The sequence below is a fragment of the Weissella minor genome, from assembly GCF_001437425.1.
Taxonomy (GTDB): domain Bacteria; phylum Bacillota; class Bacilli; order Lactobacillales; family Lactobacillaceae; genus Weissella; species Weissella minor.
In genome coordinates, this window is the sequence record NZ_JQCD01000031.1 from 295752 (window position 1) to 314706 (window position 18955).

Here is an 18955-nt window from a genome sequence, read left to right on the forward strand (position 1 = left end):
AGAGTTAGGAGGGTACCGGTGTGTCCTTTGCAAGTGATGTTAAAAAAGAACTCACCATGCTCGAAGTCAATAATCCTGATAATGCAAAGGCTGAACTAGCTGCATTACTACGGATGAATGGATCGCTTGGTTTGAGTAATATGCATTTTACGCTAAATGTACAAACAGAGAATGCAGCGATTGCTCGTAGAATTTTGAGCTTATTGCAAAAATTCTATCAGTTGCCAGCTGAAATCTCAGTTAGGCGTCAAATGAAACTAAAAAAGAATAATTTATATGTGGTCCGTATTGTCCAAGGCGTTGATGAGTTACTTCAGGATTTGCATATCTTGCATGATTTTGAGATGACAGCAACGCCTCCTGATGAATGGCTTGATGCGGAGGGGATGGCGCGTTCATATTTGCGTGGTGCATTCTTGGCTGCTGGGTCAGTTAATAATCCAGAAACGAGTCGTTATCACCTTGAAATCTACTCGCTTTATGAAGAGCAAGCGCAGCAATTATGTCAGTTGATGAATCAATTTGATTTAAATGCCAAAGTTGTGGATCGTCGCTCTGGTTTCATTGTTTATTTAAAAGAAGCCGAGAAGATAGCGGATATGTTAAATGTGATGGGCGCAACCAATGCCATGCTTAAGATGGAAGACGTGCGGATTATGCGCGACATGCGTAACTCAGTTAATCGTTTGGTTAATGCTGAAAATGCGAATTTGGATAAGACCGTTAATGCAAGTCAGAAACAAATTGATGATATTGAATACCTGGACCAAGAAGTGGGCTTGAACCGATTACCAGATAAATTGCGTGAAATGGCAAAAGTACGCTTAGCGCATCGTGAAGAACCCATGTCGGCATTAGGCGATTATGTGCCATCAGGTCCCATTTCGAAATCAGGTGTTAATCATCGTTTGCGTAAATTAACGCAAATTGCTGATGAATTACGCGAAACAGGGAAATTACCTAAGAGTATTCGACCAAATTAAATTTCATTTGACCTTTCTTGACCAAGTGTTTAGAATAGATAAATAAGTTTCAGTATATGATTGGAGGAATGTATATGTTACCAGTTCCATACGTTATTGAACAATCATCACAAGGTGAGCGTTCATATGATATTTTCTCACGTTTGTTAAAGGACCGTATTATTATGGTTACGGGTGAGATTAATTCACAAATGTCTACAACAATTATTGCGCAATTACTATTTTTGGATGCGCAAGATCCTGATAAGGATGTCTACATGTACATTAACTCACCTGGTGGTGAAGTTAACGCCGGTATGGCAATTTATGACACAATGAACTTTATCCACCCAGAAGTGCAAACAATCGTGGTTGGATTAGCTGCATCAATGGCGTCAGTTCTAGCTTCTTCTGGAGCTAAGGGCAAGCGCTTTATGTTGCCAAACTCACAATTCATGATTCACCAACCTTCAGGTGGTGCTCAAGGACAGCAAACTGAAATCGAAATTGCCGCTAAGGAAATTTTGAAGACGCGTGCTAAGTTGAACCACATTTTGGCTGACAACACTGGTCAACCTTATGAACAAGTGGAAAATGATACAGAACGTGATCATTGGCTAGATGCTGATGAGTCATTGGCTTATGGATTAGTTGATAGCGTCATTACAACTAACGATGAGCAAAAAGAAGCAACGAAGTAAAAGAAAAGGGATACCTGCTGGTATCCCTTTTTTTGTCGTTTTAATGCATATTTAAAAACTGTGTTAAAATGAAATTGTTATCTTTTTAACAATATTGTATGTTAATACATATTGAATAGTGGGAAAATAATACCAAACAGTACAAGTGCGGCTAGCAAAACGGCCACAGTGATTTGGATATAACGAGAACGGTTATGCGTTTTTGTGACTTTAGGTTTATCGGCATGTTCTTGGTTTAAACGAGCCTGGATATCTTGATCAAGTAAATCATCTTCATTTTTATTCATAATAGTTTCATTATAAAAGTGAATACATAGAAATACAATTGGAATCTATTACATTGGGAGAGTAATGCGATGAAAATTTTTAATCGGGAAAATCGGTATGAGCGAATTGTTCAAAAAATTAAACAACTTATACCAAAATATGAACAGTTGGATGATGCCGCCTTACAAGAACAAACGGTCTTGTTTCGTGAACGCTTAGCTCAAGGGAAGACGCTACGCCAGATATTACCAGACGCTTATGCAGCCATATGTGTAGCTGCAGAGCGTGTTTTGAATATGCGACCATTTGATGTCCAAATTTTGGGAGCAGTGGTTGTTGAATATAACAATATTGCTGAAATGAAAACAGGTGAAGGGAAAACCTTAACATCCGTGATGCCTATGTATTTGCATGGCTTGACGGGACCTGGAAACTTTTTAATTACCGCAAATGAATACTTAGCTAATCGTGATGCGGAAAAAATGGGGAAATTGTATCGTTGGATGGGTTTGACCGTACAATCTGGTGTTGCTAAAGAAGGTGAAGATCCAAATAATCGTGATTTAGCGCGCATTTATGCAGCAGACATTGTGTATACAACGAATAGTGGACTTGGTTTTGATTACCTATTTGATAATTTAGCAAAAACACCAAGTGAACAGTACCTACGAGGCTTTAATTTTGCCCTAATCGACGAAGCTGATGCGGTTTTGCTGGATACAGCGCAAACACCTTTGATTGTATCCGGTGTCCCCAGGGTTCAATCTAATTATTTTGAGTCAGCGGACAATGTCGTAAAACTACTAGCTGAAAATGAAGACTATGAACGTAGTGATGATTTAAAGAAAATTTGGCTGACGCCGTAAGGGATTGTGAAAATTGAACAATACTTTGATATCGATAATTTACTTAGTGCTGAATGGGCTGAGCTATATCGACATGTCTTATTAGCCTTGCAAGCGAATTATATTAATAAACGTGATCGCGATTATATCGTGGACCATGATGAAATTGTTTTGATTGATGCCGAAAATGGTCGTGAACTTGAAGGTATGAAGATGCAGGCCGGTATGCACCAAGCGGTTGAGGCGAAAGAACATGTCACGATAACTGACCAACAAAGGTCTATGGCATCAATCACTTATCAAAATCTTTTTCGAATGTTCAAACAACTTGCGGGTATGACTGGAACCGCGATGACTGATTCAGCCGAATTTTTAGAGGTTTACAATTTAGCGGTCCGAAAGATTCCGACAAATCGACCTAATCAACGAATTGATCAACCAGATCAACTATTTATTACGAATGAAGCGAAATTAATGGCTTCCCTAGAAACCGTCAAGGACGCTTATGCAACTGGACGGCCTGTTTTGATTGAGACGGGCTCGCTATCATTATCAAATCTTTATTCGCGTCTGTTATTAAGAGCCGGTATACCGCATAGTCTTTTAAATGCGCGCAGTGCCGCCAAAGAAGCTGATTTTATTTATGAAGCTGGGAATGTTGGGGCCGTAACGGTGGCCACATCGATGGCTGGGCGTGGAACCGATATCGACATTAGTTCCAAAGCACGTGAATTAGGTGGCTTATTAGTCGTTGGAACTGAACGCATGGTTAATCAGCGTGTGGATGCGCAATTACGTGGTCGTGCTGGAAGACAAGGAAATCCAGGGGAAAGTGTGTTTTTCAATTCATTGGAAGATAAAATTGTGATTGAAAATGCCCCAAAGCGTGTATTGAAGTATGCAGAAAAACATGAGCGTCGTCCAAAGCAAACTTTGGGTCGATATAGTCGCTTTAGAAATGTGATTGATTCCGCACAAAAAGTGGTGGCGAATCGTGACCGTTCAGCACGTTTTGAGACTTTACAATATGGTGAAGTCTTTAGATTACAAAGAGATAGTATTTATGAATATCGTAATAATGTGATGCAAGCCCAACCAGAAGTGTTGGCAACATTAGTTGAGCGTCTGATGGCACAAGTGATTGATGAATTTATGGATGACTATAAGCATGGTCAAGCCAAGAACGATATTGTTGATTTTATTTATAGATACATTGATCCTGATTATATTGTTAAAGAAGATTTATCAGCGTTAAGTATACGTAAACTAACGCAATTGTTGTCTGAGACGATGAATGCGAGTTATGCAAAACAACAAGCCTTAATGCCGCATCAAGCTCAATGGGTGTATTATCAACGACTATGCCTTTTAAAGGCGGTTGATGATGCTTGGGTCGAACAGGTTGATAATTTAGAACTATTAAAAACGTTAACTAAATCGCGTAGTGTTGCGCAATGGAATCCGCTGTTTGAATATCAAGATGAGGCCAGACAGGCTTATCAAAAAATGGCGAAAAATATGCATCTAAATGCGATTCAATATTTGATTAACTCAGAAGTTAATTATCAAAAAGACGGTACAGTTGATGTGAAATTCCCTTAATGATGCAGAAAGTGATGATAAATATGTTTAAAAATCGAGACCTGATGAAACGCGTGGGCTGGTCGTTGATGATTGTGATGATTTATGTCTTGGGACAAAAAATTATCGTACCAGTGATTGATCCTAGTGTTGCTCAGGCTAGTCTAGAAAATCGAACTTTGTTGCAAACCTTCGGGGTCATGACGGGTTCACAATTTAATCTGCCAACGCTATTTTCGTTAGGCATTGGGCCATATATGACCGGTATGATTGTTTGGCAGGCAATTACGTCACTCGGCTTGGATAGTATTGAACATTTGTCGCAAAGGCAAATGAGCTATATTAAAAAATGGATTGCGTTAATCATTGCCATTTTGCAAGCCCTTCAAATTATTTATTATATCCAAAATGCGTTAATTAGTTTTCCGTATTTTGGTGGTGGCAAGACGGCATCAATGGTGGTAGTTGGTCTCTTCTTAGTTGCGGGAGCCATGCTTTCTATTTTTCTTGGTGATTTTTTGGCGCAAAGGGGATTAGGGGGTAGTTCATTACTAATTCTGCCAGGAATTTTGATGGGGTTGCCACGCATGCTCAGCGCTGGGTGGGGTGAGTTAACTTACAACCTAACACGGGATCACTTAATGATTGCTGGGATTGTGACCGTTGTTGTGCTCTTTATCCTTGAAGGGGTGATGAATGCAGAACGCCATTTTCAAGTTCAGCGGCCTATGTTAGAGGGGGATTTGAAAAACTCATATGTACCGCTACGTTTATTAACAGCTGGTGCGATGCCCTTTATGTTTTCATCGAGTCTATTTCGCATCCCAAGTATGATTTTAACGACAAAAAGCATGCAACAATCTGAATGGGGAAAATTTTTGTTGCACATCACGGATTACCAGACTTGGGCCGGTGTGATTACTTATGCTTTGGTCTTGTGTTTTCTAGGTTTTGCATTTGGACTTATTACGGTTCAACCTGGACAATTAGCGAAAAATATGAAGGAATCTGGTGAATATTTTTTGAATATTTTCCCAGGGGATGCCACTGCCTCATTTTTATTCCGACGTTTTAGCATCATTACGATGTTAGGAAATTTGTTATTGATTGTGATTGGTGTGACCCCATTGATTTTGGCTATTATATGGAAACAACCGGGTCTAGCTAACTATTCGGTTTACTTTGGTAGTCTAGCAATTTTAGTTTCGATTACAGACAATTTAGTAAAGCAATATCGGGCCTTGTCACAAAAGAATAACTACCGTTTGTATTAGTTTAGGAGGAGCACTAAAGATGATTACAATAATGCCAAGTTTTAATGCTCAAACTGAGCGAGTTACTTTGAGCACAGGCCTAGCGGTGAATCGAATCTTTGAAGCCAATGGCTATGAAACAGAATTAGTGTTTGCCTATGAATTTCCAAATTTGCGTCTCCAATTGCATGCAGGACGGGTTCCTTTTGTACGTTGGTGGAGTGTATTTGATGAGATTCAATCGGTTAATTTCAAAGCAGGAACGCCACTAACATTAAATAATGTGGTGGTCCCTGAACAAACCGAGCCTTTTATTAATCCGAATGATGCGTATTTTTATCGACAGGGTCAATTAGTAAAGCATGTTAAATTGGAGAAAAATACGATTGTTAGTGAAATCGATTATTTTGATGCCAAAAGAAATTGTATTCGTGATGTGTATGATGATCGTGGGTTTGTTAGCACGCGTTTGTGGTTAAATGCGTCTGGCCAACAAATGAAAAAAAGTTGGCTTGATCCGAGTGGTCAAATCGTGATGACAATGTTGGCATCTGGTGCAATTACAATCATGTCCGCTTTTGAACAAAATTTTAAGCACAGCCAATATGATGATTTACAAGCGGTCGTCTTAGAAAAAATGTTGACCCATTTTTCAGGGACTATGCCGATTTTGTTAATGGAACAAGCAGTACCTCATTTTAAAAATCTATTTAAGACATTGACACCAGCAGTAACACAAATGATTGTGTTGATGCCAGGTGAAGTTTCAGAACCAATTGTCGCAGCACCAACATCTTTGCAGAATCGTTATATTGTGTTTGGAACGGAAGCGGCTAAGCAACAATATTTGACCCAATTTCAACAATTACCTGAACATAGCCATGTGATTTCGGCGTACCCTAGTCAGTTAATGCTTGGAACAAGTAGTGAACAAGCACAAAGTAATGTGGTTATTCGTTATGGTGCATTGGATCAGCAAGTAGCGAAAAGATTAGCTAATGCATTGTGTGAGCAACTGTTTGATGATGACGATTTGCATTTTCAAGTGTTGGTTAATGCAACTGAAAAAGCGCATGTCCAATTTAAGTTATGGGTATATGAACGTATTCAGCAGGAATATGGGGTCTATTTTACAGACTCTGATTTCCAAGAATTTGAAAAGACACGGAATTTAGCACCTCAGGCTAGTAAAGCTGACGTGATGGACTTTTTAGACGAACAATATGGTCGTGATCAGCGAGAGCCTATTTCAGAAGCCAAACAACAACAAATCATTAATGCTTATCAAGCCCGAGAGCGCTTTGAATTTGAGTCGGCGCTATCAAGTGATGCACAACAAGCATTAGTTCAAGGGGCTAGACTATTTATTGATTTAAACCCTGTACCGGATGAGCGGTTACAAATTGTTGCTTTAAGCACAGGAATTCCGCAAATTGCATTTGGGACAAGTGATTTTATTAAACCAGAGATTAATGGATTTACATTAACTGATGTTGATGAATTACCACAGATGATTACGTACTTTGTGAATAGTTTGCAGCATTGGAATAGGGCACTGATTGAGAATGTTAAGCAAATTCAATTGCATTCAGAAACAAGTTTAATCCATGCATGGGAGGCGTTATTTAATTATGGCAAATAAAGTTCCAATTGTGAGTATAACGGCTCAACCCATTCAAATGCCTGAAGACGTTTTAGGAGATGGCTTTGAGCCGATTTGGTGTGATGCAGCAACGGCTAATCTCGCCATGTTGATTGAAGCAGACCAAGCATTGATTGAAGCAGACGTCTTAGCAAAGCAATATGAAAATGCTATTTTTATTATCGATGCCACATTGCTTGCGCATAATGACTTAGAGTTGATTGGCAAATTGCCAGCGAATCAAATTTTTTATCAAATAAATAGTGCTGTTTCAGTTGAGATGCAACAATTGCTTGATTTACGCGGTGCATTTGCTTTCGATATTACCGATGGACCAGCTTTGGCACGAGATATTCGGTACTACTGTTTTATCGGGTCGGATGGTTACCGATCGAATGCATTGAACCTACAGGTTGGCCATGTATCACCCCAAGCAATTAAGCAATTTGGAAAGGTTTATACAGAATTTACGATTGATTGGCCAGATTGGAACTTATTAGCATATCCAGATTCAGGAGCCGATAATTCAAACTATATTCCGCCGTTTATTAGTGATCGGCTTTTGGTCGATTATGATCTGGTTGATGTAGACGTTGAACTCAAATTAAAAGTGAACAAAATTGATTTAAGGACACACCAAATTATCGAGAGTGTCGAAAAGACAGGGCTTGATATTGTAAAGGGCATTGATTTAGTTGGAGATGAATTAAATGGCTATAATGTCCAGGCAATGTTATATGCGCGAGGTCGTGGTCGCGTTCGCGTGGGAAATTTCCACATGCGACGTTCACGTGGTCCGTATGGTAATTTAATGCCCAATGATGGCCGAATCATCAGTCAGAAATTGCATGATGATGTCATCTATTATTTTGACGCCGGTGATTTGAAACCACCTTTAAATGTCTACTTTTCTGGTTGGCGTACGAAGGAAGGTTACGAAGGTAATCGAATGATGCAATCGATGGGTGCGCCTTACATTTTAATTGCAGATCAACGTTTGAAAGGTGGCGCCTTTTATATGGGGGATGCCAGCTTTGAACAGGCAATTGTCGCTTTGATTCAGGAAAAATTACAGGACCTTAATTTTGACGCGCATGATGTTATTCTTTCGGGCATGTCGATGGGGACTTTTGGTGCGATGTACTATGGTTCACAGCTTACACCGCAAGCGATTATTGTTGGAAAGCCCTTAACGAATTTGGGTGATATTGCTCAAAATGGTCGGGTAAAACGGCCGGATGATTTTAATACAATTGAAGATATTCAGTTATACTATGAAGGTGACTTGTCGGACGCGGCAAGTAAGCGTTTAAATGAACGTTTTTGGCGGGTTTTTGAACAAGGCGACTTTTCTAAGACAACGTTAGCTTTGGCTTACATGGAACAAGATGATTATGATGATCAGGCTTTCTATGATGTTCAAAAATCGGTGAAAGCCCATTATCCAAATGCTAAGATCTTGGCACGAGGCTTTGAAGGACGACACAATGACAATACCGCAGACGTTGTGGCATGGTTTCAACTGCAGTATCGCAAACAACTAGAGAAATACGGACGGGAATGGGGCAATTAAGCATGGAACCAGTGTATGTTTTTACATGGGATAATATTTCAGTGAACGCGTATAGTTTTGGTTCACAGATTGCATATCCAAAACCAATGACTGTTCAATATCAAAATAGTTTGCAACCTTCAGGACGACCATTGTATACCTGGGCTTCGACTGATGTTCAACTTGCTACTGATACTGGAACACGTCCAAATAGTGTATTGCCAATTTTAAAGCCAGGTGTCCGTTATCATCTGATTTTAGATATGGATGTGACGCCGGTACAATCTGTCGGCATTAGTATTGAATTTTTCGATTATGATGGGCAACTTTTGAATCATTCTTTCGGTGCAGAGCAGGTGTTAGACTTCGTCTTTCCAGAGGCAGCAGCAGACTACAAAATTAGCCTAGTGAAGTTTAACAATGAACAGGTTGAATTTAGGACATTGATGTTGTTTGAAACTGATTTGTACGCCGCATATGAATTTGATTGGACCCATGCGGGACGCATGATTCGTTTTAATCGTAAGCAGAGTCACAAACCATATAATCAAGTCAGTGTTGTTTTTAAACATCAGTATCAGCCAATCGATACAGTCTATGTGAATCCAGCCACGCCGGTAACGTATACGATTGAAATGGACAGAATGGATGCTGACGAAATCGGTCCATTTGTACAGATGTTATTAGATGAACTTAAAGTAGATTGGAATCACACAACGCAATTAGAAGTCACTGGAATTGGATTGGGAACGGCAGAGGTCGTCCAGCAATTTAAACAGGCTTGGCACACAACAATACGTTAGAAAGTGGGAGTAAGTATGAACTTTTTTATTAATCAAGCAATGGGAATTGGAAATTCTGGTGTTGAGCATGCGCAATTTTATCGAGCTAAACGGCTTGATCAAGCTGGCTTGCCCTATCGCTATATCTTTTTAAATTTTGTACCAGAATTGCACAAAGCGATGGCGCATTGGAATTTGCAAGATGAGCAGGTATTGAATTTATGGGAATACTTAGTATTAGGCGATGATTATTTAAAAACGGGTCTTAAACATCGTCGACCAGCTGGTGAAAGTGAGCTTGTCGTCGATCGAACAAATACGCATCGTAAGCGTGAAAATGTCACGGACGCAGGCATTCGTTTCGTCGAACATATGGTAAAAGGTCCAGATAAACACGATCCAGAAAATGAAATTTTGCAAGTTTCACGTTACCGAGTTGAGTTATTCAATGAAGATACTGGTGAACGGAAGGTGATGTATGAAGTCATCGATGATCCGCATCTTAAGGCGGTTGTGCGCAATATTCATTTGTTTAATCAAGATGGTGAACATATGTTTTTCCGTAGCTTGAATGGGTTACATCGCTTCTTTTTTGAAAAATTGGATGCGGCTTTCGGTCATCAAAGTACCTTTATTATTGATCGTGGTGAATTTGCGGATGATGTGCTCATGCGTGATCGCATTCCTAATTCAAAAATTGTATACATTGTGCACGCGGATCAACTCGCTAATCGAGATGATCCAAAGTATCCTTTGTGGAATGATCATTATGAATACATGCTAGAACACATGGACGCCGTAGATGCCGTGGTTACGGCAACTAAACGTCAACGTGAAGATATTTTGGTTGATTTTCCGGATGCAGGAAACAAGGTTGTGGCCATCCCGGTCGGAGGTGTGCGTGATCAGAGTGCTTCAGTCGATGCAGCGGTAGATATGCATACGCCCATCAGATTCATTACGGCTTCAAGATTAGCTGCTGAAAAGCATGTCGACATTGCAGTTAAAGCCGTGGCAAAATTACATGAAGAACGTGGTGTTGATGTTGTTTTTGATATTTACGGTCAAGGTGAAAAGAAGGCTGAGATTGAACAAGTCATTAAAGATGCCAATGCTGAATCATATATAACGATGAAGGGACTTTCAAATGACTTGGATAATATTTATCCAGACTATGATGCCTTTATCTCAACGTCATTTTCAGAAGGTTTTGGTTTAACATACATCGAAGCGCTGAATGCAGCGTTACCGGTTGTCACTTTTGATGCGCGTTTTGGTGCTCAAGAATTAGTTCAAGATGGCTTTAACGGTTTCTTACAACCCTTAAAGCGTGAAGACGAAAGCTTTAATATTGCGCAAATTGTCCTAGGGTTAGAACGCTTGTTAGATGCAGATTATGGACAACTGAAGCAAAATACGCAGACCTCAGTTGAGGACTTTCAGGATCATGTCACAGCTGCAAAGTGGGAGGAATTACTCAATGCATTATGATTTATTAAATAACTTAATTGTGGGCACAGAAGCTTGGGACGGCATTAAGCAACACGTGTTAGCTGAAGATCGTACGGTATTAACGTTAACCGCAGCACCACGTTTCTTTGGTTTGATTCAAGAAGAAGGTATTAAAGGGCTGAATATTCTAGATTATGTAACAAAGCGTGAATATGTCAAAGACCAGTACCGTTTTTTCAATGATGTCCCTGTGCCAACCTGGGCAAAAGTTGAAATGAATCAAGATGGTAGCATTTTGATTGTGGATAACGGTGATGTGATTGCGCGTGAATATCTATTTCCAAATACACGTCGAGCAGTTCAAGATATTCGTTATAACAACCCAGATGGGACTTTAGACTATATTGAGGAATATGCGTTTGATGGCACCCTTTATAGTAATTTGTTCTATGCTGATAATGTGTTGCAAGAAATTGTTTTCTACAATTCAAATGGTCAAGCGGTGGTTCGTTATTTCTTTTATGATGGCGTGATTAATTTCGTTACGATTGAAGATCCGAAGACACATAAGGTTATTAAGGATTATGCGAATTTGAATGAGTACTTTAGTGACCAACTAGCGGAAATGTTGACGGAAGATGATACGGTCACCTTCCAATATATGGGAATTGAAATGTCTGCTTTAAAAGATACAAAATCACATAATGTATTGGAAGTTGTAGAATCGGTCCTTGATGATTCAGGCGTTGTGCGTGGGAACTTAGCGCTTATTTTGGAAGGAAAGATACCGTATGTTGCTGAAGTAAAGGTTGATGCAGAGCAGTATGAAGCCCTTAGACTAGCAGGGATGCCATTGGATCGTGTATCGATGAAAGCTTAAAAATATGGCTTTTTTGGATTAATAGGTGTATGGTGTGATTGTATATGTATGGGAAATTTATGTATGTTGTTTTAAAAACGTTAAAATGAAAGCGCTTTTTTAACGGATTGTAAAGGAGATTGGGAATATGAGCAGATTTAATCCAAATCGCCGGTCCGAAATTTTTGATAATAATAAAAAAGTTCGTTACCGGATGTTTAAGTCAGGAAAACAATGGTTGGTGTCGGGAACAGCAACTATTAGTGGTGTTGTAGGTGGCTTTTTCATGGGTGGCACAGGTGTGTTTGCCGATGAAAATAGTTCAAAAACATTAATGTTAGATGATAAATCGGTCTTAGCAAATACGGATTCGACAACGATTCCGGCTGTTAATGACTTGGAAACAGATGAAACACAGGATGCCACAACCACACTTAGTGATTCTGAATCCGTGAGTGTTTCAGCATCAATGAGTGCGTCAGTCCTTGCTGAAGCAAATACTGATTCAATTAGCGAAACGTCACAATCGACAGCTAACGATGAAGATAAAGACGCAAATGCAGTCAGTTCAGCATCGGCAAAGTCGAATGACCTTCCTTCAACAGAATCAGTCTCACAAACAAGCGAGTCTGATGCATCACAAACAAGTGATTCAAGTGAAACAAAAGATGCTGCGTCACAAGCAAAAGATTCTGATGCAAAGCAGGTAACTAGCTCAGCAAAGGATGCCGCTGTTACATCTGAATCAGCCAGTGACTCAACTCAAACGAGTGATCGCAGTAATGTGAGTGAAAGTACACAATCATCAATCTCAGCCAGTGATTCAGTCAATGACTCTGTTTCAGTGGCTGTTCAAGATGGTTCAATGCAAGCATCAAAGAGTGCGTCAGATAGTTTGACGGCTTCAGTCTCAACATCACTTTCAAAGGCTAAGACAGTTACAAATGCCGCTACGCCAAAGGTGCGTCTGGCGGCGACGGGTAATGCTGCGAAAACAGAAGTACCAGGGCACCAATCAGATCGTGAATCTGGAATTGAGGGTGGTCAAGCCAACATGTTCTTGGATGCGATGAATAAGTTGTTAGTTGGCTTAGGTGGCAGAAGTTTGTCTGATCTTGGATTGTCAACAGATGTTAGTGATATCCTTTCTTCTAATGCGGTTATTTATGATAGTGCGAGTGGAACAATTAATGTCACCGTTTCTAAAGGTTTCTTAAGTGCCTTTGGAAAAATGGATGGTGTTTTGTACTACTGGGATCCTAAAGCAAATAATGGCGCTGGTGCTTGGACTGAAGTTCCAGGTTCACGCCAAGCCATGCAGACAACTCAAACTGATGCGGTGATTAGTATTCCGTTCAATCCAGCCGATGCTGGATTTGCCGAAGGTGATACCGTATTCTTCCAAGCTGGCGTCAATACGTCTGGCTTGCTCCAATCTGTCGCTGATGCGGCAACTGCTGAAATGGGTGCAATTGGAACAACTGCAATTCAAGGACTTGTTGGTGCTTATGAAGCAACCCTTGGAACCGGAAATAACTATGAGTATTCTGATGTTCAAGGCGTGCAAGTGGTGAAAGATTTCGCTTCAATGTCTACATCAGCTTCTATGAGTTTAATGGACTCACAAGATGCCTCAATTTCAGACAGTATGGAAGCAAGTTATAGTATGGAAAAGAACGGTGAATCATATGGTCAAGATTCACTCAATAGTTTTTCAGCAACCCAAGATTCATTAAAGTCATCTATTTCTACGAGTTTGGTAGAATCAACCGAAACATCAAAATCACATTCGATTAGTGTGTCAAATTGGGCCAATGATGCCAATAATTTATGGCCAAGCTTATCAAAGAGTGCGTCAATTTTGGATTCACAAACCGTTAAAGATAATACATCGAATAGTGTAGCGGATAGTCATGCGGTTAAAGATGCGAAATCTTCTGAAACAGCTGCATCAAAATCAGCAAGTACATCTGCTTCACGTGCTTCAAGATCAGCTACGTCTCAAGCAATTGCTGATTCAACTTCAGCAAGTACGTCCTACAGTGCAGCATTCGCAAGTGCAAGTACGTCAACTCGTACGGCATCACGTAGTGCAAGTACGTCATTGCTTGCAGCGGAAAACTCAGCAAGCACATCAATCCGTAATGCTTCACGTAGTGCAAGCACGGCCTATGATGCCCAAAAGAATTCACAAGATAAGGTATCACAAGATAATGCCAATTCAATCTCAACGAGCTATAGCCGGGCTAATTCATTAAGTCAAGATGACTCTAAGTCAACTAACAGAAGTCTCTCAACTGCAGATAAAAGTGCGACTGATAGTGCAAGTAAGGTGGCAACACATGGTGTTATCCCAAGATTTGATACAGCTGTGTCAGAATCATTGTCAGCATCAATGGATCTATCAAAGTTACAATCTGCCTCAGTTTCTACTTCAAAGGCAGCAATTGATGATGTAATTTCTGCGGCTGCTTCTCAAAGTATTTCGTTGCATAACGAAAACTCAATTTCTGCGTCGTACGCTGCGCAACAGTCACAATCTGATGCTAGTGAGCAAACGTCATTGTCTAAGAGCACATCTGATTCAATGTTATCAACTGGTAATAGTCGTTCAACTTCAATTAAGTCAGCTGAAGATAGCCGGTCAAACGAGGACCAATCTAAGGTTGATAGTCAATCTGATTTGAATGCGTCAATTTCAAATAGTCAATCAACATTTGATGCGTCAGTTTCAAATAGTCAATCAGCGTATGATGCGTCGGTAGCAGATAGTCGATCAGCGCATGATGCATCAGTAGCAGATAGTCAATCAACATTTGATGCGTCAAATTCAATGAGTATCTCAACCAACGTATCAATGAATAATTCGTTACGTACGTCAGCGAGTGGTTCATTGGCAACATCAGTTGGTAATTCAGTTTCAACATCAGAGTCAATTAAACAATCAACACTTGATTCAGTTGCTGAAAGTCTAAGTAACAGCGTCTGGTATGATAGTGCTTCAAATTCACAGTCACTATCTAAATCATTATCTACAACGGATGCTTCATTGAAAGCAAGTGCTTCAAAAGCGGTGACTGAGAACAGAGTCTTCCCATTGCCAGATCATGTTGATGAAGTCGCATCAGCATCAATCTCTGTTATTTTGAGTCAATCAGCCGCAGACTCAAAGAGTCTTTCTGAGGCACAACAACCAGCGATAACAGAATCTTTGTCACGTTCAGCATCAGCTGTTTACGAAGCATTTGAGCAAACAGTTGAAGCAGCTCGTTCTGTTTCAAATTCAATTATTGATGCAACAAGTAACAGCTTGCGTCTTGTTTCTGAAGCAAATTCAGTTTCAACATCTGGTTCGATGATCGATAAATATTTGCCACATTATGAAGCACTTTCAAAGACAGATAGTGTGTCATTGGCATCAGATAGTGCATCCGCTTCTAAGGAACAATCTGAGGCGGATTCACGTTCAAAGATGTTAGAAGATGAGCAAAGCGCAAGTACTTTGTCAGAGAGTGCAGCTGCTTCAAAGTCAATGTCAGTTGAGGCGTCAACTTCTGATTCAAAGAGTCGTTTTGATTTTGAGGACAGTGTGTTTGATTCATTAGTAGACTCTGTATCAGCGTTGCCATCAGCAACAAATCCATCAGAGAGTGCGAGCCAATCTAAGCTAGTATCACAAATTGAATCAACAAGTAAGAGTCATTCAATTGATACAAGCGTTTCAAACGAATCACTTAGTGCAGCTGCATCAACATTTGATTCAGTTTCAACAAGCGCATCGAAATCAAATCTCGAATCAAAGAGTTTGGATAACGTTTCATTGAGTGTTCAGGCATCAACTTCAGACTCTGCAAGTGCATTAGCTTCAAAGAGTGCTGAGAATGACTTTAAGAATTCAGAAGCATCAATTAGTGCTTCAAAGTCAATTGACCAATCAATGCGTGATTCACGTTCAGCAACACCTGGACCTGACGATGCTTCATTGAGTCAATCGGCATCAAATTCAACAATCGCTTCAGATCGTGCTTCAAAGAGCGCTTCCGAATCGGTCTTTGAACGCATCTCACAAGACTCATTGAGTGCGAAAGCATCAGCAAGTTTGTCAGAATTGACAAGTATGTCAAATTCAATTTCTCGTTTGCAAGAAGATGCTGATGCCTCAAAGAGTGCGTCTGCTTCGCTTTCAATGGAGAATAGTATGCTTGGATCAACGAGTTCAAGTATGTCGCTATCTGCATCGATTGCTTCCGACTCAGCTTCAGCTTCAACATCAGATTCAGAATCTGCGTCACGTTCAAAAGACGTAGCTGATGATGACAGTGAGAAATCACAAGACGCTGAAGAATCACGGATTCTATCAGAAAAAGCATCACAATCACAAGAAGCGTTGGATAATTCATTGATTAATTCACGCTCACAATCAACATCGATTTTGGTATCCAATTCTGAAGAAGCATCATTGTCTAAACAAGCTAGTGACAGTGCAGAACTAGAGTCATTGCAAGACTCAGTTAAAAACTCAATTGAAGCATCACAAACGGTTTCTAAGTCGGCATCAAATTCTTTGTCTGAATCATTGGAAACATCACAAAGTATTTTAGATTCTGAAGATGCGGCTAAGTCACTTTCAACTGAGTTATCATTGTCAACAGAGCAATCAATTTTGGATTCATTGAATGAACGTTCAAATGAGATTGTTGAAAGTATGTCTACCTCACAATCATTGATTGATTCAGAGTCTGACTCAATGGTAGATTCAGCATCGAAATCAGCATCACTTGTAGACAGTGCAGATGATGCGTCAACGTCGGCATTGAACTCAATCCAGGATTCATTAGATGACTCAACGGCACACAGTGTGAGTGATTCTGTGCTTAATGAATCTCTACAGAATTCAGTCAGTGATTCAGTCGCTTTGTCAGAGGCGGATTCAATTTCCCTTGAGAACAGTTTGAATGCATCAGAGTCAGCGGCTTCAGAATCAGCTGAAGCCTCACGTCAAGGATCAAAGTCAGCAACAACGCCGGCGGAAAGCGCAGAACAATCAACGCTTGATTCAACGAATGCGTCAAAGAGTCTTTCTGACTCAATTGAACGTAGTCAAACAGATGCCTCAAATTCTGCGAAAGCATCAACATCAAGCTCATTGTCAGATTCAGCTTCAAAGAGTACATCTGAAGCAACAAGTCTTGAGAATGAGTCACTTTCACATCAAGCCTCAGCCTCAGCTGAAGCAAGTGCAATTACCTCAAAGAGTTTAGCTGATTCATTAAGCAATCAAATTAGTTCAGAGAGTGCCTCAGCTTCAGATAGCGTTTCAACGCGTGATTCACAATCAACAACCGTTGCGCCTGAAGACCAAGCAAGTGCTAATGAAGCGAGTGAGTCAGCTCAAAACTCAAAGAGCGCATCGCAAGATGCTTCAACCTCTGTTTCTAAGAGTGTGGCCGATGCATCAAACGTAACGTCACAATCGATGGTCGATTCAATCGATGCATCATTAGCTGCATCAAAGTCTGCTTCAACGAGCCGTGTTGCATCAGCGAATAGCGAATCAACAATGGCACAAGATTCAACCGATGAATCAAATGCACAATCGAAGTCTGCTTCAACTACTTTGGCAAACTCATTGTCAGATGCATCAGAGTCAGCTGCGCAATCAACAGCAGATTCACAAAGTAGCTCAAAGTCAGAGGCCGTCAAGGATTCTGAAGCGGCCAGCCGATCAATGAGTGTTGCTAATTCGTTGAGCGCGTCATTAAGTACCGAAGATTCATTGAGTATCGAGGCTTCAATTTCAACGTCAACGTCATTAGTTGATAGCGCAAATGATGCATCAACGTCGACTTTGAACTCAATTCAGAATTCATTAGACGATTCAACGGCACACAGTGTGAGTGATTCTGTGCTTAATGAATCTCTACAGAATTCAGTCAGTGATTCAGTCGCTTTGTCAGAGGCGGATTCAATTTCCCTTGAGAACAGTTTGAATGCATCAGAGTCAGCGGCTTCAGAATCAGCTGAAGCCTCACGTCAAGGATCAAAGTCAGCAACAACGCCGGCGGAAAGCGCAGAACAATCAACGCTTGATTCAACGAATGCGTCAAAGAGTCTTTCTGACTCAATTGAACGTAGTCAAACAGATGCCTCAAATTCTGCGAAAGCATCAACATCAAGTTCATTGTCAGATTCAGCTTCAAAGAGTACATCTGAAGCAACAAGTCTTGAGAATGAATCACTTTCACATCAAGCCTCAGCCTCAGCTGAAGCAAGTGCAATTACCTCAAAGAGCTTAGCCGATTCATTAAGCAATCAAATTAGTTCAGAGAGCGCTTCAGCTTCAGATAGCGTTTCAACACGTGATTCACAATCAGCCAACATTGCCTCTGAGGATCAAGAAAGTGCAAGCGAAGCGAGTGAATCAGCTCAAAACTCAAAGATTGCCTCGCAAGATGCTTCAACCTCTGTTTCTAAGAGTGTGGCTGATGCATCAAACGCAACATCACAATCATTGGTAGATTCAATCGATGCATCATTAGCCGCATCTAACTCAGCATCAACGAGCCGTGTCGCATCAGCGAATAGTGAATCGACAATTGCACAAGACTCAACTAATGCGTCAAATGAACAATCAAAGTCTGCTTCAACTAGTTTGGAGAGCTCATTGAACGACTCAACTAGCTTGGAGAACTCATTGAACGATTCAATTAGTTTGGAAACGTCATTAAATGATTCAACTAGCTTGAAGGAGTCATTGAGTACATCTGTATCAGCTTCTGTAAGTGGTTCAGTATCAACTTCAACAAGTGTTTCTGTTTCTCAAGAAAATGAGCAATCAAATGATGAGGCATTGAGTCAAGCACGCGATCGTGCAAAGGAAGCAATTGATAAGTTGCCAAACTTGAGCGATGCTGAAAAGAACGACTTCAAGCAACGCGTTGATTCAGCGACATCAACGGATGCAATTGACCAAATTGTGAAGGACGCGACTGATTTGAATAATCAGAAGCAACCAAACAATAATCAAGCGTTAGAAGATGCCAAGCAATCAGCGAAGGA

At 40.4% G+C, this 18955-nt stretch carries 12 protein-coding genes; 11 read left to right on the forward strand and 1 reads right to left on the reverse strand.

All coding sequences use genetic code 11. From position 1 onward, the window contains the following. Positions 1–20 precede the first annotated feature (20 nt). Together whiA and IV67_RS09045 are read left to right on the forward strand one after the other, a co-directional pair. Positions 21–983 (forward strand): DNA-binding protein WhiA, encoded by a 963-nt coding sequence (gene whiA, locus IV67_RS09040; RefSeq protein ID WP_057789104.1) that lies wholly within the window; start codon positions 21–23, stop codon positions 981–983. A 74-nt stretch (positions 984–1057) separates the two neighbouring features. Beyond that, the gene (locus IV67_RS09045; RefSeq protein ID WP_057789105.1) at positions 1058–1663 is read left to right on the forward strand and encodes an ATP-dependent Clp protease proteolytic subunit; all 606 of its coding nucleotides are present in this window, start codon (positions 1058–1060) and stop codon (positions 1661–1663) included. A gap of 101 nt (positions 1664–1764) precedes the next feature. Here IV67_RS09045 and IV67_RS09050 read toward each other — a convergent pair whose 3' ends face one another. Continuing rightward, positions 1765–1950, reverse strand: a complete 186-nt coding sequence (locus IV67_RS09050; protein WP_057789106.1) for a hypothetical protein — start codon at positions 1948–1950, stop codon at positions 1765–1767. A gap of 69 nt (positions 1951–2019) precedes the next feature. Between IV67_RS09050 and IV67_RS09595 the strand changes: the two genes are divergently transcribed. The 9 genes from IV67_RS09595 to IV67_RS09090 all read left to right on the forward strand — a co-directional run. Then, entirely contained in the window at positions 2020–2796 is a 777-nt protein-coding gene (locus IV67_RS09595; protein ID WP_337250201.1) for a DEAD/DEAH box helicase, read from the forward strand. A 6-nt stretch (positions 2797–2802) separates the two neighbouring features. Next, positions 2803–4377, forward strand: coding sequence for a preprotein translocase subunit SecA (locus tag IV67_RS09055; protein WP_337250202.1), 1575 nt, complete (start codon positions 2803–2805; stop codon positions 4375–4377). Between the two features lie 23 nt (positions 4378–4400). Continuing rightward, positions 4401–5630: a preprotein translocase subunit SecY gene (locus IV67_RS09060; protein WP_057789107.1), complete on the forward strand. Its 1230-nt coding sequence runs from the start codon at positions 4401–4403 to the stop codon at positions 5628–5630. A 19-nt stretch (positions 5631–5649) separates the two neighbouring features. After that, a complete protein-coding gene (asp1, locus tag IV67_RS09065) occupies positions 5650–7251 on the forward strand; it encodes an accessory Sec system protein Asp1 (RefSeq protein ID WP_057789108.1) in 1602 nt (533 codons plus the stop codon). Further along, positions 7241–8824, forward strand: coding sequence for an accessory Sec system protein Asp2 (gene asp2 / locus IV67_RS09070; RefSeq protein ID WP_057789109.1), 1584 nt, complete (start codon positions 7241–7243; stop codon positions 8822–8824). The genes asp1 and asp2 overlap by 11 nt, the downstream gene beginning before the upstream one ends. A 2-nt stretch (positions 8825–8826) precedes the next feature. Further along, positions 8827–9606, forward strand: a complete 780-nt coding sequence (gene asp3, locus IV67_RS09075; RefSeq protein WP_057789110.1) for an accessory Sec system protein Asp3 — start codon at positions 8827–8829, stop codon at positions 9604–9606. 15 nt (positions 9607–9621) lie between these two features. Next, complete coding sequence (locus tag IV67_RS09080) at positions 9622–11076, forward strand: glycosyltransferase (RefSeq protein WP_057789111.1); 1455 nt, start codon at positions 9622–9624, stop codon at positions 11074–11076. Further along, positions 11066–11917, forward strand: coding sequence for a hypothetical protein (locus IV67_RS09085; protein WP_057789112.1), 852 nt, complete (start codon positions 11066–11068; stop codon positions 11915–11917). Before IV67_RS09080 ends, IV67_RS09085 begins: the two co-directional genes overlap by 11 nt. Before the next feature lie 127 nt (positions 11918–12044). Then, a partial coding sequence (locus IV67_RS09090; protein WP_057789113.1) for a KxYKxGKxW signal peptide domain-containing protein occupies positions 12045–18955 on the forward strand: 6911 nt, incomplete at its 3' end.